The 18,611-nt window shown below is 33.3% G+C and carries 20 protein-coding genes and 1 other RNA gene; 13 read left to right on the top strand and 8 right to left on the bottom strand.

Going from position 1 to position 18,611, the window contains the following annotated elements:
- Nucleotides 1–7 precede the first annotated feature (7 nt).
- From ACWVCY_RS09995 to ACWVCY_RS09950, 10 genes are all read left to right on the top strand, one after another.
- Nucleotides 8–1,315 carry a UbiD family decarboxylase gene (locus tag ACWVCY_RS09995; RefSeq protein ID WP_455142593.1) on the top strand — a complete coding sequence of 436 codons (1,308 nt, stop codon included), beginning with the start codon at nucleotides 8–10 and terminating at the stop codon, nucleotides 1,313–1,315.
- Between the two features lie 16 nt (nucleotides 1,316–1,331).
- Nucleotides 1,332–2,516: an aconitase X gene (locus ACWVCY_RS09990; protein WP_455142591.1), complete on the top strand. Its 1,185-nt coding sequence runs from the start codon at nucleotides 1,332–1,334 to the stop codon at nucleotides 2,514–2,516.
- A complete protein-coding gene (locus tag ACWVCY_RS09985; RefSeq protein WP_455142590.1) occupies nucleotides 2,513–2,902 on the top strand; it encodes a DUF126 domain-containing protein in 390 nt (129 codons plus the stop codon). The genes ACWVCY_RS09990 and ACWVCY_RS09985 overlap by 4 nt, the downstream gene beginning before the upstream one ends.
- 163 nt (nucleotides 2,903–3,065) lie before the next feature.
- A complete protein-coding gene (gene mvaD, locus ACWVCY_RS09980) occupies nucleotides 3,066–4,058 on the top strand; it encodes a diphosphomevalonate decarboxylase (protein WP_455142588.1) in 993 nt (330 codons plus the stop codon).
- An 18-nt stretch (nucleotides 4,059–4,076) separates the two neighbouring features.
- Nucleotides 4,077–5,192, top strand: coding sequence for a phosphomevalonate kinase (locus ACWVCY_RS09975; protein WP_455142586.1), 1,116 nt, complete (start codon nucleotides 4,077–4,079; stop codon nucleotides 5,190–5,192).
- A gap of 121 nt (nucleotides 5,193–5,313) precedes the next feature.
- Entirely contained in the window at nucleotides 5,314–5,877 is a 564-nt protein-coding gene (locus tag ACWVCY_RS09970) for a UbiX family flavin prenyltransferase (RefSeq protein WP_455142584.1), read from the top strand.
- A 75-nt stretch (nucleotides 5,878–5,952) separates the two neighbouring features.
- On the top strand, nucleotides 5,953–7,083 hold the full coding sequence (gene fni / locus ACWVCY_RS09965; RefSeq protein WP_455142582.1) for a type 2 isopentenyl-diphosphate Delta-isomerase: 1,131 nt from the start codon (nucleotides 5,953–5,955) through the stop codon (nucleotides 7,081–7,083).
- A 265-nt stretch (nucleotides 7,084–7,348) separates the two neighbouring features.
- A complete protein-coding gene (gene rpl7ae, locus ACWVCY_RS09960; RefSeq protein WP_455142581.1) occupies nucleotides 7,349–7,726 on the top strand; it encodes a 50S ribosomal protein L7Ae in 378 nt (125 codons plus the stop codon).
- 14 nt (nucleotides 7,727–7,740) lie between these two features.
- A complete protein-coding gene (locus tag ACWVCY_RS09955; RefSeq protein ID WP_455142579.1) occupies nucleotides 7,741–7,956 on the top strand; it encodes a 30S ribosomal protein S28e in 216 nt (71 codons plus the stop codon).
- A 21-nt stretch (nucleotides 7,957–7,977) separates the two neighbouring features.
- Nucleotides 7,978–8,172 carry a 50S ribosomal protein L24e gene (locus ACWVCY_RS09950; RefSeq protein WP_455142577.1) on the top strand — a complete coding sequence of 65 codons (195 nt, stop codon included), beginning with the start codon at nucleotides 7,978–7,980 and terminating at the stop codon, nucleotides 8,170–8,172.
- Nucleotides 8,173–8,243: 71 nt separating this feature from the next.
- Here ACWVCY_RS09950 and ACWVCY_RS09945 read toward each other — a convergent pair whose 3' ends face one another.
- The 4 genes from ACWVCY_RS09945 to ACWVCY_RS09930 all read right to left on the bottom strand — a co-directional run bounded on the left by ACWVCY_RS09945 (nucleotide 8,244) and on the right by ACWVCY_RS09930 (nucleotide 12,000).
- Nucleotides 8,244–8,996 (bottom strand): FKBP-type peptidyl-prolyl cis-trans isomerase, encoded by a 753-nt coding sequence (locus ACWVCY_RS09945; RefSeq protein ID WP_455142575.1) that lies wholly within the window; start codon nucleotides 8,994–8,996, stop codon nucleotides 8,244–8,246.
- 29 nt (nucleotides 8,997–9,025) lie between these two features.
- The gene (locus tag ACWVCY_RS09940; RefSeq protein ID WP_455142573.1) at nucleotides 9,026–9,493 is read right to left on the bottom strand and encodes a UPF0179 family protein; all 468 of its coding nucleotides are present in this window, start codon (nucleotides 9,491–9,493) and stop codon (nucleotides 9,026–9,028) included.
- A 106-nt stretch (nucleotides 9,494–9,599) separates the two neighbouring features.
- Nucleotides 9,600–10,169 carry a DUF367 family protein gene (locus ACWVCY_RS09935; RefSeq protein WP_455142571.1) on the bottom strand — a complete coding sequence of 190 codons (570 nt, stop codon included), beginning with the start codon at nucleotides 10,167–10,169 and terminating at the stop codon, nucleotides 9,600–9,602.
- Nucleotides 10,159–12,000, bottom strand: a complete 1,842-nt coding sequence (locus ACWVCY_RS09930) for a ribosome biogenesis/translation initiation ATPase RLI (protein ID WP_455142569.1) — start codon at nucleotides 11,998–12,000, stop codon at nucleotides 10,159–10,161. Before ACWVCY_RS09930 ends, ACWVCY_RS09935 begins: the two co-directional genes overlap by 11 nt.
- A gap of 209 nt (nucleotides 12,001–12,209) precedes the next feature.
- Between ACWVCY_RS09930 and rnpB the strand changes: the two genes are divergently transcribed.
- An RNA gene (gene rnpB / locus ACWVCY_RS09925) (RNase P RNA component) lies at nucleotides 12,210–12,575 on the top strand.
- A gap of 279 nt (nucleotides 12,576–12,854) precedes the next feature.
- A complete protein-coding gene (locus tag ACWVCY_RS09920) occupies nucleotides 12,855–14,957 on the top strand; it encodes a hypothetical protein (RefSeq protein WP_455142567.1) in 2,103 nt (700 codons plus the stop codon).
- A gap of 110 nt (nucleotides 14,958–15,067) precedes the next feature.
- Here the strand turns inward: ACWVCY_RS09920 and ACWVCY_RS09915 are convergent, their stop codons facing one another.
- The 3 genes from ACWVCY_RS09915 to cyaB are packed head-to-tail and all read right to left on the bottom strand — an operon-like array spanning nucleotide 15,068 to nucleotide 17,117.
- Nucleotides 15,068–15,610 (bottom strand): hypothetical protein, encoded by a 543-nt coding sequence (locus ACWVCY_RS09915; protein WP_455142565.1) that lies wholly within the window; start codon nucleotides 15,608–15,610, stop codon nucleotides 15,068–15,070.
- Nucleotides 15,607–16,536, bottom strand: a complete 930-nt coding sequence (locus tag ACWVCY_RS09910; protein ID WP_455142563.1) for an RsmB/NOP family class I SAM-dependent RNA methyltransferase — start codon at nucleotides 16,534–16,536, stop codon at nucleotides 15,607–15,609. The genes ACWVCY_RS09915 and ACWVCY_RS09910 overlap by 4 nt, the downstream gene beginning before the upstream one ends.
- Before the next feature lie 8 nt (nucleotides 16,537–16,544).
- Nucleotides 16,545–17,117: a class IV adenylate cyclase gene (cyaB, locus tag ACWVCY_RS09905; protein ID WP_455142561.1), complete on the bottom strand. Its 573-nt coding sequence runs from the start codon at nucleotides 17,115–17,117 to the stop codon at nucleotides 16,545–16,547.
- A 123-nt stretch (nucleotides 17,118–17,240) separates the two neighbouring features.
- On the opposite strand from cyaB, the gene ACWVCY_RS09900 reads away from it, so the two are divergent.
- Nucleotides 17,241–17,972 carry a hypothetical protein gene (locus ACWVCY_RS09900; protein WP_455142559.1) on the top strand — a complete coding sequence of 244 codons (732 nt, stop codon included), beginning with the start codon at nucleotides 17,241–17,243 and terminating at the stop codon, nucleotides 17,970–17,972.
- A 5-nt stretch (nucleotides 17,973–17,977) separates the two neighbouring features.
- Here the strand turns inward: ACWVCY_RS09900 and ACWVCY_RS09895 are convergent, their stop codons facing one another.
- On the bottom strand, nucleotides 17,978–18,565 hold the full coding sequence (locus ACWVCY_RS09895; RefSeq protein ID WP_455142557.1) for an ADP-ribosylation factor family protein: 588 nt from the start codon (nucleotides 18,563–18,565) through the stop codon (nucleotides 17,978–17,980).
- Between the last annotated feature and the right edge of the window lie 46 nt (nucleotides 18,566–18,611).

The raw sequence follows: 18,611 nt of genomic DNA, 5'->3' as shown, positions 1-18,611 counted from the left end.
ATTTTTTTTGAATTTTCGTGAATACATGAATAAACTTGAATCAACTGGTTCAATTACCAAAATTAAAAAAGAAATTAGTATTGATGTAGAAGCAGCAGCAGTTCTGAAGGCAGCTGAACCCACTCCTCTTCTCTTTGAGAAAGTGAAAGGATTTCCAGATTTTCGTGTCGCAGGGAATATTTTTTCAACAAAAATTAGCATTGCTAATTATTTTAAAATAACTCCTGCACAACTTATTCCTAAGCTGACAGAAGCAATTGATAAACGGAGCCCACCTGAAGAAATTAAAAGCCCTCCTTGTCAAGAAGTCATTATGGGTACAGTAGATCTTGGGAAATTACCTATTTTAAAACATAATAAGAATGATGGGGGACGTTATATCTCTTCTGCTGTAGTAGTGACCAAAGATCCTGAATTTGGCCAAAATCTTGATTTTCATAGGGCAATGGAATACACTGCAAATAAAATGAGTACACGAATAATAAAAGGACGAGATTTTTATAAATTCCTAGAAAGAGCAGGAGAAGTTGAAGCTGCTTACTGCGTTGGTAACACTCCAAATGTACTCGTAGCAGCTGCAACTTCAGTAAAAACAGGTATCAATGAACTTGAAATAGCTAATGCACTAGCTCCAACGAAAGTAACAAAAGCTAAAACACTTGATCTATTAATCCCTGCCGATTGTGAAGTAGTACTAGAAGGAAAAGTTTTTATGAAAGAACGAGCAGCTGAAGGACCTTTCATTGATCTTACAGAGACTTATGACATAGTCAGAGAAGAACCTGTTTTTGAAGTGCGTAAAATTACCCATCGAAAGAATCCTATATGGCAAGCACTTCTACCAGGAGCTCTAGAACATAAAGTTTTGATGGGAATGCCCAGAGAACCAACTATCTTTAAGTCAGTGAATGAAGCCGGAGTTCAATGCATAGACGTGAATGTCAATCCTGGAGGTTCTTCTTGGTTACATGCAATAGTTAAAATTGATAAAAAGGTAGAAGAAGATGGAAAAACCGCTATACGTGCTGCATTTGAAGGTCATAAAAGCTGTAAACACGTATTTGTGGTAGACAAGGATATAAATATTTATGACCCCCTAGAAGTCGAATGGGCCATGGCTACTCGATTCCAAGCAGATCGTGATCTAGTTGACATTGGTAGAGAACCCGGATCAAGTCTTGATCCAAGTGCTGAAGCAGGAACTAAAATCACAAATAAAGTTGGATTTGATTTAACGGCTCCCTTAAAGACTGAAGGAAAAGGTTTTGCAAAGGCAGAGTTTCCAAAAGTGGATTTGAAAGATTATATTGAATAAATATGGAGGTTTTATTATGGAATTAACACCTGAAGAACAAGAAATGGCAGCGGGGAAATTTGGGAAGGCAACTCAGAAGGCAATGGAAATTTTAGTTACTCTAGGGGAAATTTATGGCGCAAAACGATTAATCGATATCACTTCAGTTCAAGTTGCTGGGGTAAGCTATGCAAACTTAAATGAACCAGGTTTAAAGTGGCTAGATGAGATGGCAAGAGATGGAAAGGTTAAGATACTAACAACTTTAAATCCTGCAGGCATGGACCTTGAGGAATGGCGCAAATTAGCTATCAGTGAGGAATTTGCTAAAAACCAAATTCGTGTTGTTGACGCATTCGGTAAAATGGGCATTATTACAACCTGTTCTTGTACCCCCTATCTTTATGGCAATCTTCCCCACTTTGGTGAACATATTGCATGGTCTGAAAGCAGTGCAGTCTGTTTTGCAAATTCAGTTATTGGTGCCCGTACAAACCGTGAAGGTGGCCCTAGTGCTTTAGCTGCTGCTTTAGTTGGGAAAACTCCTGAATATGGATTTCATTTAGAAGAAAATCGTCAACCTGATGTTCGTGTAAATATAAAAGCAGCGGTACAAGGTACGTATCAATTTGGTGCACTTGGTAAAGTATTAGGAGACAAATTGGGGTCAAAAATCACATATATTACTGGAATTCCTAAAGCATCAGTTGAAGAGTTGAAATCTTTTTGTGCTTCCTATGCTACCTACGGTGGTGTTGCTCTCTTTCATATGGAAGGAATTACTCCTGAAAAAGTTCAGAAAATGCCCGAAGAGACTGTAGAAATAACCAATGAAGATTTAAACAAAGCTTTAAGCGAATTAGATGAAGATACAGAGATAGATTTTATCAGCTTAGGTTGTCCCCATGCTTCTCTTGCAGAGCTTGAATATATTGCTAAAAAATTAGAAGGAAAAAAGGTAAATCCTAAAAAAGAGGTCTGGATTACAACTGCACGCCCAACCAAGCAGATTGCTGATCGAATGGGTTTTACTAAAATGATAGAAGATTCTGGTGCGAAAATAGCTGCTGATACGTGTTGTGTTGTTGCTCCTATAAAAGGCAGATTTCATGGATTGGCTTCAGATTCCGCAAAAATGTGTTATTACGGATCTGGTCGGAATAAATTTTCTGTTAAGCTCATGTCAATGGATGAATGTTTAGAGGAGGCTCTGAAATTATGAAACTTACTGGAAGAAAGATATATAAGGGAAAAGTTGAAGGAGAGGCTCTTGTTACAACCTCCAGTATCTCTTTTTATGGTGGTGTTGATCCTGAAACAGGTACAGTTGTTGAAAAAGGTCATGAATTAGAAGGAAAAAGTATTACTAACAAGATATTGGTTTTCCCAACAGGAAAAGGTTCAACCGTTGGATCTTATGTTCTTTATCAAATGGCTATGACTGATAAAGGACCTAAAGGATTGATTTTAAACGATTGTGAAGCAATAGTAGCTGTTGGCTGTATTATTGGAGATATCCCTTGTGTAGATCAAATAGATACATCAAAAATTACCACAGGAATGAAAGTAATCCTAGACGCTGATAATGCCACTGTCGAGACATTTTAATTAGCATAATTTATAAAATACTTCTCCCCTCTTCATTTTTTTCATTCTATTTCTTCCTCTCTCTTTCGACTTATTTTATCAAAAATTATGTTTTTCTTATTATGAGATTTTATTAGATCATTTGTTAATTGACAGGTAAATAATTAGAATTAGGAAAAGGATGATGAAAAAAACCGCAATTGCTCATGCAAATATTGCATTGATAAAGTATTGGGGAAAAAGGAACGAATATTTAATACTACCTCAAAATTCTAGTATCTCCATGACTTTGGATAAATTACATACAACTACTACTGTAGAATTTTCTGAAATGTATAATAGTGATGAAGTAATAATCAATGATAAAATTATCAAAGAAGAAGAATTTGAAAGAGTAGTAAATCATCTTGATCTTTTCAGAGAATATTCTCATTCACATGCTTTTGCCAAAGTAGTTAGTAAAAGTAATTTTCCAAAAAAAGCAGGTCTTGCTAGTTCAGCTTCAGGTTTTGCTGCTTTAACAATTGCTGCTAGCGCTTCATTAAAACTCACCTTGGGGCCTAAAGAATTAAGTATTTTTGCAAGACGTGGGAGTGGAAGTGCTGCACGTAGTATTGGAGGAGGTTTTGTTAAATGGAATCGTGGAGAAAACCCTGATGGATCTGATAGCTATGCTGAAACCATCGCAGATCCTGAATATTGGCCAGAATTAACGATGATTGTTACAATCGTCTCTACTGAGGAAAAAAAAGTTTCTTCAAGAGCAGGAATGAAACAAACAATTTCCACATCTCCTTTTTATAAAGCATGGTTGGATACAATTCAATATGATCTAGAAATAGTTGAAGAGGCAATCATAGAGAAAAATTTTTCTCTATTAGGGGAAATAATGGAGAATAATGCACTTAAGATGCACGCAACGATGCACACAACGAAACCTCCAATTCTGTATTGGGAATCTGGTTCAATTGCTTTAATGAAGGAAATCATAGCTCTTCGTGAAGAGGGTACTGAATGCTATTTTACAATGGATGCAGGGCCTCAAGTTAAAATTCTATGTCTCAAATCAGAAATTTCCAAGATTATTGAACGAATAAAACACCAAAACTTGGTTCAAGAATGGTTTGTTTGTCACCCAGGAAATAAAGCGCATTTAATTGACGAACATTTATTTTAATGATAGTAAGGTGATATTATGATTACTCTCTCTGCTCCTGGAAAACTTATGCTCTCAGGAGAATGGAGTGTTCTAGAAAAAAACGTACCTTGCATTGTTTTAGCTGTTGATCAACGTGTTAAAGTATCAATTGAAGCTTCTGAATTTTTTCAAGTCATTCTTGAGGATTTTAAAATTAATTCTAGGGTAGAAGTTTCTAAACAGGGTATCAAATTTGATATAGATAATCCCCATCTTGATTTTACTCGTTTATCGATAGAAACAGCCTTCAAATATCTACAAGAAAAAAATATACCTTTTAAACCTTTCAAATTATTTTCAACTACAGATATTGAAACAGTGAAAGGAGAGGGAAATAATGAGATGAAAGTTGGATTTGGAAGTAGTGCTGCGGCTGTTATTGCGATAATTGGTTCAATCTTATATTTTCATAATGCGTTTAATTTTTCATTCCGAGATAAAGAATTACTTTTCAAGTTAGGTATCATAGCTCATTATTATGGACAGGGGAAATTAGGTTCAGGATTTGATGTTGCAGCTTCTACTTTTGGTGGAGCTTTGGTTTACAAAAGGTTCGATCCAGAATGGTTACAACAAGAGTTATCTAAAAAATCCCTTTTAGATGTACTTTATTCGAAATGGCCCATTTTAGAGCATTGGAATATTAAAATACCTAAAAATTTAGAATTAATGGTTGGTTTTACTGGTGTAAGTGCGTCAACTCGAAAATTAGTTTGTGAAATGAAAAAATTTCGGAAAACTAATTTAGATTCATATCAAGCTATTATTTCAGCAATTAAAAAAGTTACAGAAGATCTAATAGAAGAATTTCAAACATCTTCTAAACCAGAGAAAATCATTGCTTTGTTAGATAAAAATCGAATTCTTTTGGAGGAATTAAGTTTAGCATGCTCATGTCACTTAGAAATTCAACCCCATCAACTCATGAGCTCAATAGCTTCAAGATATGGAGCAGTAGCAAAGTTTTCTGGTGCAGGAGGTGGAGATTGTAGTATTGGGGTGAGTTTTGATAAAAAAATTGCCAAAACTGTACTTAGTGAATGGGAACAACACGGTATAAGAATAATTAATATTGATTTAACTATGGAAGGAATTCGAATAGAAAAAGATTAGTTTCAATAATACAATCTCTTGGAGCTAATAATCAAAATAAAACGAAATAGAAAGGTTTAATTTAGCTGATTGTTTATTAAAAAGTTACTTTGGATTAATATAAATAACACGAGGGATTATTATGACAAAAAAGATCATAATAGCTCTAACTGGTGCATCTGGAATTAATTATGGGATTGAAGTTTTAAAAGCACTAAAATCTTCAAACGTTGAGACCCATGTCATTTTGAGTGAATGGGCTGAATATGTACTTCACAGTGAAACAAATTTTTCCGTTTCTCAAATCAAAGAATTAGCTTTTAAGATTTATGATTATAATGATATGAGTGTATCAATTTCTAGCAGTTCTTTTTTGGTTGATGGCATGGTTATTATTCCTGCCACTGTTAAAACTGTAAGTAACATAGCAAATGGTCATACAGGAGATTTAATAACTCGTGCAGCAGATAATATGCTGAAAATGAAACGTAAATTAGTCATTGCTCTTCGTGAAACTCCTTTAAGCCCTCCATGTGTCAATAATTTGGCAAAACTTGCTACATATGGAGCAATAATACTTCCGTTGAGTCCAGGATTCTACCATAAGCCTGTAGAAATACAGGATCTTTTTGATTTTATTACAGGAAAGGTTTTAGACATTCTGGAAATATCTAATGATTTCTATCAAAGATGGAATAATGATTAGGAATGCAATATTAATAATCCCTAACATTTTATAGGCTATTAATTCCTAATATCTAATATAATGAGAGAGAAATGCATGGAAGTACCTTATAAAACTTCTATTCAAGAACAAGAGGAAAAAGATCTTGTTACCTCTAATCGAAAATTAGCACATCTTCAAATTTGCTTGGAAAACGATGTACAAGCTCGTTCAGTTAAAACAGGATTAAATGATATATCTTTTGTACATAAAGCTATTACTGATCTAAATTTGACAGATATTGATCTTTCAGTTGAGATTTTTAAGAAAAAATTAGACATCCCCCTAATTATTTCTGGTATGACTGGAGGGCATAATTTTGCTTCTAAACTCAATTATTATCTGTCAGAAGCTGTGGATGAAACAAAAATTGGAATGGGGGTTGGAAGTCAACGTGCAGCTCTAGAGGATTCTAATTTAAGGGAATCCTTTGAAATAGTTCGTAAAAATGCTCCCAATTCATTAATAATTGGTAACATTGGTTCAGGACAAATTGCTCTTGGGCTTTCAAAAGAAGAATTTGAAGAAATTATTGATATGATTGAGGCAAATGCTGTTGCTATCCATTTTAACCCATTACAAGAGGCAATCCAGATAGAAGGGGATACAAATTTAAGTAATTTACATTCTAAAATATCTAATATCATCAAAAATACTAGAACTCCTGTAATAGCTAAAGAAGTGGGATCAGGATTTAGTCTCTCCGATATTAATGATATTCAAAATATGAAGTTTAGTGGAATTGATATACAGGGTGTTGGAGGAACCTCGTGGGCTGGTGTTGAGTCTATTCGAGCTAATTCTTCTATTCTGAAAAGAACAGGTGAAGTTTTCTGGGATTGGGGGATACCAACTGCTTTAAGTACTGTTTTGGCCACAAGATATTTCAAAGGAGTAATTATTGGTTCTGGAGGGGTTAGAAATGGACTAGATGTTGGGAAGTTGCTTGCATTAGGTGCAGATGTGGCTGGAATGGCTATTCCCTTTTTATTTGCCACCCAATTTAATTCTTCAGAGCCTGTTGTACAACTTGTTCGCGAAATAGAATATCAATTACGGTTATGTTGTTTTTTAACTGGAAGTAAAAACCTTGGTGAGTTAAAAAAAGCACCTTTATTGATTACTGGGAAAACTGCTGAGAACTTACGACTTTATGGAATCGATCCCAAAGAATTTCTTAATCGATGAGCTTAAAGTATCTTTTTTCAAAATGAAATCATCTTCACTGACACAATTATTCATAAATTTAATAAATTATCAAGTTATATTCTCTTTATTTCTTAAGAAGGCTTACGAATAGATTTATCAAATCAATTTTTATGAGCAAGAATTGGAGTCTTCACAGTAATTCGTGTTTCTTTATGAACTAAAATTGCATATTGTGAAGCTAAACCTGACCTAGGATTGGGTATGACTATTCAATCTGAATTAAGACCCTGGAGGTCGTAATGTTATGAGTAAACCATTCTATGTTAATTATGAACAACCCGAAGGATTAGAAAATGATGCGTTAGGTATTTTGGAAACAGTTAGTAATGATCCGACCAATATTCGGAAAGGTACTAATGAAACTACAAAAAGTATCGAACGCGGCGAAGCAAAGCTCGTTTTTATTGCGCTAGATGTTGATCCACCCGAGATTGTAGCTCATCTACCTCTTCTTTGTAAGGATAAGAAAATTCCTTATATTTATGTTAGCACAAAAGAGAATTTAGGAAAAGCATGTAATCTTGGTGTTAAAACTGCAAGCTGTGCTATTTACCGTGAAGGTGAGGCAAAAGCTAAAATTGATAATCTAGCTGCACGAGTGAAAGAACTTGCAGGGATTTAGAGGTGTATTTTTAGATGAGTGAAGAGGAAATCTCGATCCCATCAGAAGTCCTCCAAATCATTGGACGAACGGGCGTAACAGGTGAGATCACTCAAGTTCGTGTCCGTGTTCTTGAAGGAAGAGACCGAGGACGGATTATTGTCAGAAATGTTAAAGGACCAGTCAGAAAAGGAGACACTTTAATGCTTCGAGAAACAGAACGTGAAGCACGGAATCTGAAGCGCCCATAAAGATATTAATAGGTGATTACAATGGTTCGTATATTTCAATGTGGATTTTGTGGTCATGATATAGAACCTGGAACTGGGATATCATTTGTAAGACGAAATGGCCAAGTAGCGCGATTTTGTAGTAGAAAGTGTCGTCGTTCATTAATCGATTTCAAACGTGATCCACGTAAATTTAAATGGACAAAAAAATATACTCCGATACTGAAATCTACATAAACTAACAGAGTTTCCCAATTTTCCTTTTTATGATTTTTATGCTCCAATAAAAGATTTAATACTGTTTTAAATTATTTAGATTCCTTTGATTTCGAATTATCTTCTTTAAGTTCCTCTTCTTTTGGTTCTTTCTCTCTATAATCAAAAATATCAAGGAATCGCACTTCTTTAAACTCTAAATAATCACGTAAATCAGAAGCGAGTGTATATTTTGATATTGCTAGACCTTCCATGAAAATTAAATAATTCGGTAATGTAATGGTAATTATTTCTAAATCGTTTGAAGTTTCTACCTTTATGTCTTCCATATTCACACTTGGAAAACGACGTGAGATTATTTCTTTTTGAATTTGGGAAGCATCATTAATTTGCTCAACTACAGTGACATCAAAACTAAGGTCTTTTCCTGCTAAGGGATGATTAAAATCAACACGAGTTCTTCCTCCACCTACAAAGATGATTTTTCCATATTTACCTTGAAATTGTATTAATGCACCTACTCGGGGGTCTATTTTAGCGTTACGTAATTTTTTTGTAGGAACCATTTCAATTTTTCCACTTTCTCTTTCTCCGTACGCTTCTTTCGTAGGTATTTCAAAAGTTTGTGTCTTATTAATTTCTAATCCAACTAATTTCTTCGCAAGACCCGGTATTAAAAACTTCTCATCACCAGCACGACATAACATTGGTTCATATTTTCGTTTTTCATCAAAGATTGCCTCAGAACGAGCAATGTCTTCTAATGTTGTATCAAAGACCTTTGCGTTTTCTTTGAGGCGACCGATATAATCGATTTTTATCCAATCATTTTCAGCAATAGGCATTCTATTCCCTCTTGATCTTTAATAGATTTTTATTCTTTCTTATTATTAAGTCGGTTAACTTTAACCATCTTCAATCGATATTCCTGATTGCAATCAATTGATTTATCCAAGATATTTATAATTTTCAGTTTTTCACCATCTTGAAGGTATTCTGGGCAGCAATTATGTTGATAATAAGGACAAGAAATTAACTCACATTTTCTAGGAGTAAAAGTGATAATAGCACCTTCAACAGCTAATTTTGCTCCTGTTGTGACCAAATAAGAGGATTCAAAGATTTCTACAGTCTTTACTCCTTCTTCAAAAATATTACACTGATGAATGGTCTCTCGAATACCTGAAACCTCATATATATGGTTTTCTTCAAGCTTTAAACAAGCTCCACGTAACCGACAATCAGAGCATTCTGAGGTTTCACCAAGATAGAGAAACTTATTTCCGATCTTCGACTGTTTAACACCTAGTAATGTAATTTCAGGCGGTTTCTTTTCAGTCAAAGGGCTTAATCTCCTAGAAAAAAACTTAATTTTTTATAAATGGTGTAAATATGCTCATATTAACGTAATTCATTTAGATTTCTATGAATGTCCGATTATCATGAAATCAGACATTAGAGGAGAGAGAAGGGAAATATTCCCGCTCATATTTTATCATGTCCTCTTCTGTGTGACACTTTTTATAATTGTTTAATAGGTTAGCATTCAGAGTAAGAAATTGAATTCCCCAATTAAATACAGATAGAATATCCTCAGCCATTTTTACATAGTCCAACAGAATAAAAGCTGCGGAAAGAGCTTCAACACTGCTTAATTTAGCTGGTTTTCCATAATTCACAGGATTAGCTGCTAAAAGAGTAGGTAATCTTCTAGAATTTGAAAATTTAAGGTTAAAAATAGATTCTGCTTGGTTCCATGAACAATCAAGTACTGTTATACCCGAACGTAAGAAAATAGGTTGGTCACTTATACAAAGAGTACGAGGACTCATGGGGTTTAAAATGATTGAGAATCGTGGAATTTTAGCGGGATTTTTAACTAAATTTAAACCTTTTAATTGTTTAAATCTTCCTTGTTTATATAATCGCCAAACTTTTAAACTAGAACATTTTTTAGGGTCACATTGGGATGTATAATACACCGTTATATTTTTTGAAAGGGAAGAGTTATTTTTCATAATAATATTCGCCTTGATTTTTTTGTTGGCGATCTAGTTTGGAATCAAACTTATTCACTCGAGGGCGTCCAGATCGTGGATCACGGCGAAATGTAATCTGCACATTTCCAAGAAATCTATTCATCCCAAGACGAACAGAGGAGGGAGCATAAGCTTTTCCATATATACCTGATTCTCCTAAAAAAACTATTATTCGATCACTTACATAATCTTGAAAGACAATATCATGTTCAACTACAAAAGCTGCTGAATTTCGGGATTGAACAGCTTTCCGAATCATTTTTGCGGCAGTTAATCGGTCTTCAATTGATAAAAAAGCTGAAGGTTCATCAAGAAGGTATAAATCAGCCTCTTTAGCTAAAGTACTGATAATGGAGACTTTTTGTAGTTCTCCACCGCTTAAAAATTTTAAAGGTTGTTCAAGTAACTCTTCTAGGTTAAATGGACGTATATAATCGGTTTTGAATTGAGGAGTTGCTGAAATTGAGCCAGTAGATTGAAGTAAATAGGTTTGAACAGGTAATTCGCTTTCTGAGTTGATATATTGAGGTTTATAGGCAACTTTTAATTTTGGTTCTTTCTCCTCTGTTGTCTTTTTTTCGGTCATTTGGCCATTTTGAAGACTAGTTTGCGCAACGGTGCCTTTAGTTGGAGATTCGAGACCTGCTAACATTTTTATAAATGTAGTTTTTCCAATTCCGTTAGGTCCGAGAATTCCAATAACTTCACTTTTCTGGATGGTTCCTTTACGAACATCTAAAGTAAAATTACTTACATCATAAGTTTTGGATATATTATCATATAAAAGAAGAGGACTCGTTGTAAGATTTTCTTCACGAACAGAGGATTTTTGAATTATAATAGAATAATCCCGAAAACGCATATTTTCTGATGGTATAAATCCATCTAAAAATATATTAATACCTTCTTTTTCAGTATAAGGTTGTGAAACGACTCCGTATGATGATGGTGAACCATAAAACGTAGTAACATAATCAGATAAGTAATCCAATACAGCTAAATCGTGTTCAACTAGAATTACGGTTTTTTTATAATCTACTAAGCTACGAATTGCCTTTCCAACACGTAATCGTTCATTAATATCTAAATAGGAAGAAGGTTCATCAAAAAGATATACGTCTGCATCTCGAGCTAGTGCGACTGCAACAGCAAATTTTTGTAATTCACCACCAGACAAGATTCTTATTTCTCGGTCCCAGATTTTTTCTAAGGCTAAATTTATTTTAATTTCATCTAAAACGCCCCTTTCATTTAATCGACTAAGCGTTTCTTGAACAGTTCCCTTAATCTGGATTGTTATGTTGTCGATGTATTGAGGTTTACGAATACAGCGAATTTGTTTATCAATAATTCGTCCAAAATAGTTTTGAAGATCCGTTCCTTTATAAACATCATATACACGCTCCCAAGATGCTTCAGAATTAGGTTCACCAAAATTTGGAATAATATCACCAGCTAAAATTTTGAGAGCTGTTGATTTCCCAATTCCATTTTGTCCCACTAACCCATTAACGCTATTAGATTTGATAATCGGTAAACGAAATAATGTAAATCCATTAGGGCCAAAACGATGTGTAAGATCCTCGTCTAAACGTTCTGGGGTATTAATTATCGTTAAAGCATGAAATCGACAAGTACGAGCACAGATACCACATCCTGTACAAAATTGTTCATGAATGATAGGTTGAGATGTTGGGGTAGTAAACTCAAACATTTCGGTTCCAGATCGTACAACAGGACAGGAACCTCGACACTCCTTAACACAGCGTTTGGGTTTACACTTATCTGGATTTAATACGACTATTCGCATATTTTCATCAAGCTCTGAAAATTAAATTACCAAATAAAGCGAGAATGTGTTTAATTAAAGAACTTTCAGCCATAAAACCGGATAACTTAGTCGTCCTCTGTAAATTTTTTTATTGGAAAAATGATGATAAATAGTTCTGAAAAAATCTTCCCATTGGTTTAAAAATAATAAAGTTCAAAAAGGAATAATTATCTAAAAAAAATGGTGGATCAAGTCAAAGACTGACTCCGGGTTCTTTGATAGGAACCTGAGGAAATTCCAGCCATTCGTAAAAACCTGCACAGGGGATACCTTTATAAAAGGAAAGCTCCTGTCAAGCGAGAGCTTGGGCACTGGAACAGAAACGACACGCCCTGTTTTCTATGGCAAGGATGGTGAGACACCACTGGCAACAGTACGTAAGTTAATCACCAGAGGACGAAACAGGAAACGATGAGACGAGCAACCGCAGGGAATGCAAGCGAGATTGGTTTTCAAGAACGAAAACCATGGGAGACGCGCTGAGGTAGATGTCAGAACCCCCTTAGAGGGCAACCACTCAGGGGATAACAAAAGCTGGATTACTCATGACATGATGCTTAAAATACTCTAATCCCGTTTTACAAAAAGATGGGATGAGTATTCACCACCATTTCCTCTTTATATTTCTAGTTTTCTTAATTTCGTTCTCTTTTACATTGAAATTCTATTTAAATGAAAATAAAGAATATTATGCTTTATCAACCTTTACAAATCTCTCAACCTTTCTGGCAAAGATAGATTTTTAATTGCCACTCTAAAAAGTATTATTAGTAGCATTTCTGTTAAACAAACAAGTTGTACTATGTTCTGTATTATAATCAAAAGGGTTAACCATGAGTATCCCTAGCTTTGATACATCCCATTATATGAATAAATATTCAACCAGAGCCGTTCGTGAGTTTTTACAGCCTCACGGAACAATTGATAAGTTATATTTAATTTCTTTGGTCTTTTGGTTTTCTACTTCTATTTTCTTTAAGCAAGCTCCTCTATTACGATTTGGATTCTTCATTTTTACCATTCTTTTTCTTATTATAAACAATCTGGTAAAAAAAAGGGAAGATCGTGAGTTCTCTTTATATGGATCAGTGATTAAAGTTTTCTTCATCTATTTTCTAATAATCTTTTTCACAAGTAATCGTGAGGTTAATCTCCCATTTTTACTACCATTTGAAGTTTCATACTTAGAATTTGAAAGTATCATTATCCTAACAACATTTTTGTTCGCAATTTTTCTCAATCAATTGCATTTTACATTGCTATTAGATTATGGCATTGTAGGTTATCAAGCGTTTTTATTTAGTCTTGTACGAGGATTTTGGTTAATTGGATTAGCCCTATACCTGTTTATTTCACTGGGTGTTTTAAAGGAAGAACTAATAGGTCTTACTCTTCCATGGGAAGAATATCTTTTTTTCGTTTTTATTTGCTATTTAGGTGTTTCATTGTTACCTTATTCATATGACACTCTTCATAAATCTGTAATTAGACGAAATTCAATTATTAATCTTCGAGATAATGCTTTGGGAGCGAGTCTTTCACTATTTTTACTTGATATAATTTTCCAAAAATTAACTTTTGAGATTTGGGATATATTAATCCCCCTACTTTTAGTTTCAGCTCTGATTCTATTAATAATAAGAGATCAAGATCTTCCTATTGAAGAAAAACTCCTTGCTAGATCAATAGCAAAATCAAAAGAAATTTCACAAAAGTTGAATTCTTTAAAGTTTCACACCCCTGAGGATTTTTATGAGGCCAAAAAAGGTGTAGAATTACTTAATAAGCAGTCATCAAAGCTTTTCGCCAGCTCTAATTCTTTAGTCATTCCTTTAACTAAATATGACGATTTAGTTACAATAGAAGTTATTGGAAATATGTCACTTCGGACTAAAGACTCTTTAGGCAGGTTTAAACAAGAAACAAAAGAACGAGCAACATTATTGTTAACAATAAAAGAATGGAATGATTTAACTAAAAGAATAAAATTAAAACCTTTTTCTAATCTCAATTTATCTCAATATTATCAAGGTCTTTCTTCTAAGGAGGAATTTATGACTGAACTCGAAAATTCTTTAAAAAATTTCAAAGAAGAATTTCAAACAAGAGGTTTGATCAAAGTTGAAGAGAATCTGAATATGATTAAAGGAAAGTATCAGATTCGAACTGCTGGAAAAAAACATGAATTTAATTTTCCAGGGATTAAAGTAATTGATGAACCTAATTCTCAACTAATTAAAATAGGATCTATTCAAGCAATAGATATAAAAAGAAATATAGAGGGCCGAGAGGACCCTGCTAAATATTTCAGTATTAAAATGCCCTTTATTTCGTCAACTGAACTTAATTTAGATGGAAAATATTTTGTTTTAAATATGCCCTTTGTTTCTGCTTTAGAGACACCAAAAGGTATGATTATGAAACTGTTTGGATTTAATGTGACTGAAGGAAATGAACACGAAATTCTTGAAGATTTAAATCGTATGATGGAATTACAAACAAAATTTAATAATTATTATGAATTTCGAATGTCCAATGTATTAGCACATGATGATAATCCCTCTCTCCTTCTAACTCGAAGTAAAGAAAAAAGTGGAAAAAATCTTCTTATGGTTGGATCGGAAGATACCGTTATTTTTGAGGATAAAGACGCATTTCCTCCTTATAATAAGCAAGAATCCTCAGTGAAATCTCAAGAAACCTATTCTGTCATTGAACTTTCAGAAAATGAAGTTGAGATTATTAACGGAGGTACTGAAAAGATAGATTATCAGTTTAAGCTAAAGAAATTAATGAAGCGAGTTGATAGAATGACAAAAAATGATTTCATTGAATATATGGGCTTTACTTCTCATCTTGAATTCCTTGAATGGTTAACAAATTTACCTGATTCGTCTCCTATAAGGGTTGTAAATGAGTTTATTTATTTTAAATGAATGAAATATTTAATATAAACATCTAGAAAGAGATTTGAATGATTGTAAATCCTCTTAGAATTACTCTTGATTGAGTTTGCAGTGAATAAAGTCATTTAAATAGGTATTATTTATTTTCCTATTTGAAATGCAGATTTTTCAGAACGAAGATAAATACCAACATCAACAAGGTTCTTCAAAAAGAGCATATTATCATTTAATCTCAATATCCCCAATCCTATTGGTATATTCGTATCTGAACATACAATTATTGGAGAATTTAAATAGGAAATGCTTTTATTTTGATCTTCAACTTCGAAACTTTCCCCATATAAAAATTTGGTCGTTTCTCGTGGATTTAAAATTAGTTTTCGATCTGTAAGAGGAGCTAAATATGAAAGTGATTCAATTCCAATAAAAAAATTCTCATTAATAAAGAACCCTAATTTTCCACCAATTTGAATAATTTGATTTTCTTTCAAATAAATTTGAATCAAACTAATTAATGGAATGAAGTCTAAAGGGATTAAATAGACTTCTATCCGGTGATGTTCTATTTTGAGAAGCTGGTATTGTTCTAAAAGAGATTCAAATTCATTATTTTCTAATAAAATAGAAATAACCTCTTTAACAAGGTTTTTTTCATCATCACTTATTATCTCAAAAGAATTCATGAAACAACCTTCCTTAAGAGAGCAACAAAAAAGCCATCAAATCCAATATCAGGGAAAATACGTTTTGTTTTAGAAAGTTGAGAATCGAGTGGAAATTTCCAATTAATTTGATTCCCTGCAATTCCAATCTCAAAAGAAATGGGTAAAACTTCTACCTCATTAATATGTCTGTTTAAGAAGTTATGGATTTGAATTTCTCCTTCTTCTGGTTCTAAGCTGCAAGTAGAGTAAACTAAAGTTCCTCCTGGTTTAAGATGGTTCCACCCTACCTCAAGAAGGCTCTTTTGTATTATCGTATTTCGAAGGATATCTTTCATTTTACGAGGGGAAGAGCGTTTATTTTTTTCTAGTTTTAGTCCTGTCCCTGAACATGGTGCATCTAACAAAATATGATCAGCCATTATATCTTTAAAAGAAAGGTTCATAGAATCTAAAAAAAGGATTATTGTATTCTTGATACCTAATCGTGAAATATTAGCTCTTAACGCTGGGATTCGTGCTTTAGATTTTTCAATTGCAATAATAATTCCCCGATTCCTTAATTTTTGGGCTAATAAACTCGTTTTAATTCCTGGAGCAGCAGCCATATCAATTACTAAATCATCTTTTTGTAGTTCAAGGCTAAATGGAGGAATGATAGAAGTTAAAGCATGGATTGAAAAAAAACCTGACAAATATTCTGGTGTAGAGACAATATTATACGGCGCTTTTTCAATCAAAAACGCATTAAACATTTTTGTTTCTCGTAAAATAAAACCTCGTTTTTCTATTGAAGAAAATAATTGGTTTGATGAAATTTTTAATATGTTTGGTATTATAAATCTTTTATCTTTCATGTTTAAATTTTGAATTATAGATTCTGTTTTTTCAAAACCATAGATTTCTCGCCACCTTTGGATATAGGGCAAAAATGAGTCTGGCAGCAATATGTAAATTACTCCTTAAATTTTTCTTTTAATATAAGTAGTTCGAGATAGGATTTTCTTTCTTCTTTGCCATCCCAATCTGGTATTAAATCTTTTACCATAGAAATAATTTTCTTCCTGATAAACTCAATGTCCAAACTTTTTTCTGCCTGTAATAATTCAATCTCTAAAAATTGTCCTAAATTTTCAACAACATCAAACGAAATTGTCATTAAATCATATTTCCAACTAATTCGAGACTTTTTAATTGTTTTAAAATGGTAAAATCCTAATCTTTCTAATATTAAATAAACAGTCTTAGAATTTCTAATTTTAACATTTAACTCCTCTCTAATCTTTAGTGAGTCTCCTTGTTTAGGGCCTTTATAAGTTAATTCTGATAAAATAGTTTTAGAAGGAAAAATAGTATCTCTTATGCGTAATGCTCTATCGGTATCCCAAAAGTTTTCTATTGGACTTTGAAAATAGCAGTCTTTTTGAATTACTTGTGAAATTGGTTTTCCTAATTTTTTTATCAAGTTCTTAATTATTTGCTTTTGGGAATTTTGAGTATTTAAGGGAATTTTAATTTCTACTTCCAAATTTATTTCACCATAAGTGATTGGAGCTGGACTTTAAATCCTTCAAAGAAGGAAGTATTTTTATATTTCATTCATACAATAAATCCTGACTTTTTGAATTAAATTTTATAAAATGGATGATATATGTCTCCCCCAAAATCGGATAAAGATAGGAAGGAATCTAAAGACAGGGTCGAGACTCTTCCTGAACCTCCTCGTATTAATGAATTTAATGGCCCTCCTACAAATGCGTTAAAAGCTGATTCCCCTCAAGGTATTTTTCCTCTTCCTCTAAGTCCAGAATTAATTTTAAATCGTTTACCTCTTCCTGAACTACCCCATCATCAAACATCTACAATGAATCATAATTTTTTAGTATCTAATAACATATCTGGGGAAATCCTTGAGGAATTACGAAAAACCGATTTTGGATCATTTCTTCAATCCGTTCCCAAGGAATCTGGTCCTAGGTTCTCTCCTGATGAACTTACTCGAATAAAATATAAAAAAGCCCAAGAAGCGTATCTATCTGCGGGTAAAAAACATCTAGAGTTAGGATTTTTTAAGAATGCAACATTGCATTTTTCATCAGCAATTCTATGTGTTTTTTTAGGTGAATCAGTTTTTGAAGCAGCTCATCTTGCTGCAGATCTAGCACCTAAACTACCCCCTTCTATTTTAAACAATAATACTTTGCAGGGTGTTAAGTTACTCCTTAAAGGAACTCTACTTAATAATATGGAGTTGATTGATAACTCCGAATCGTGGTTATTTTCATTAAATGAATATATGTATGCTGAAGATAAATCACTTTTCCAAAACGCTCTCCAACATGCAAAGCAGCTCATTCAGAGAAAAAAGAAAATTAAAATTTAATTAATTCATGAAATTGCTGCTTCAGATCCGAATAATGATTTGATGACATACATTTCCATAGTTGAATGCTGTCCCCCTTCTTGAATAGCATCAGCTAACCAATAAATACCTTTATGGATACCCACTCCAGTTTTAGCACTAGTATTAAAGATATTTAATACACGACTCATTTTTTTATTAATCCCCATAAAATTGGCTAAATCTTCTTCTGTAATAGCTTGACCATCTTCAAAAATATCTACTTTATTAGCGAATATGGCTAAAGGAATATCCTTTAAATGATTCATTCTCAACATTCGCCAGAGATTGTTTCGAGCTTCGGGAAACCGGGCAGGATCACTAACATCGATAACATAAATTAACCCTGCAGAATTTTTAGTATACATCTCCCAGAGAGCTCTTCGAAATTGTAATTGTCCACCTAGATCCCATGCAGAAAAAGTAACATCACCAATTTGTATTGTTTCGGCGTTCATGCCTATAGTTGGTGTAGTATCAGGTATCCATCTTCCAGTCTTTAAGCGCTGAAGCATTGTAGTTTTTCCTGCCCTGTCTAGACCTAAGACACTTATCTTCGCGTTCTTTTTAGACATTCGTAATGCTTTCCCTTTAATTTATTCAAATTTAATATTCAACATA

This window comes from Candidatus Hodarchaeum mangrovi, assembly GCF_975850365.1.
The sequence above is the reverse complement of the archived record's forward strand: the minus strand, read 5'-3'. Positions and strand labels throughout refer to the sequence as shown.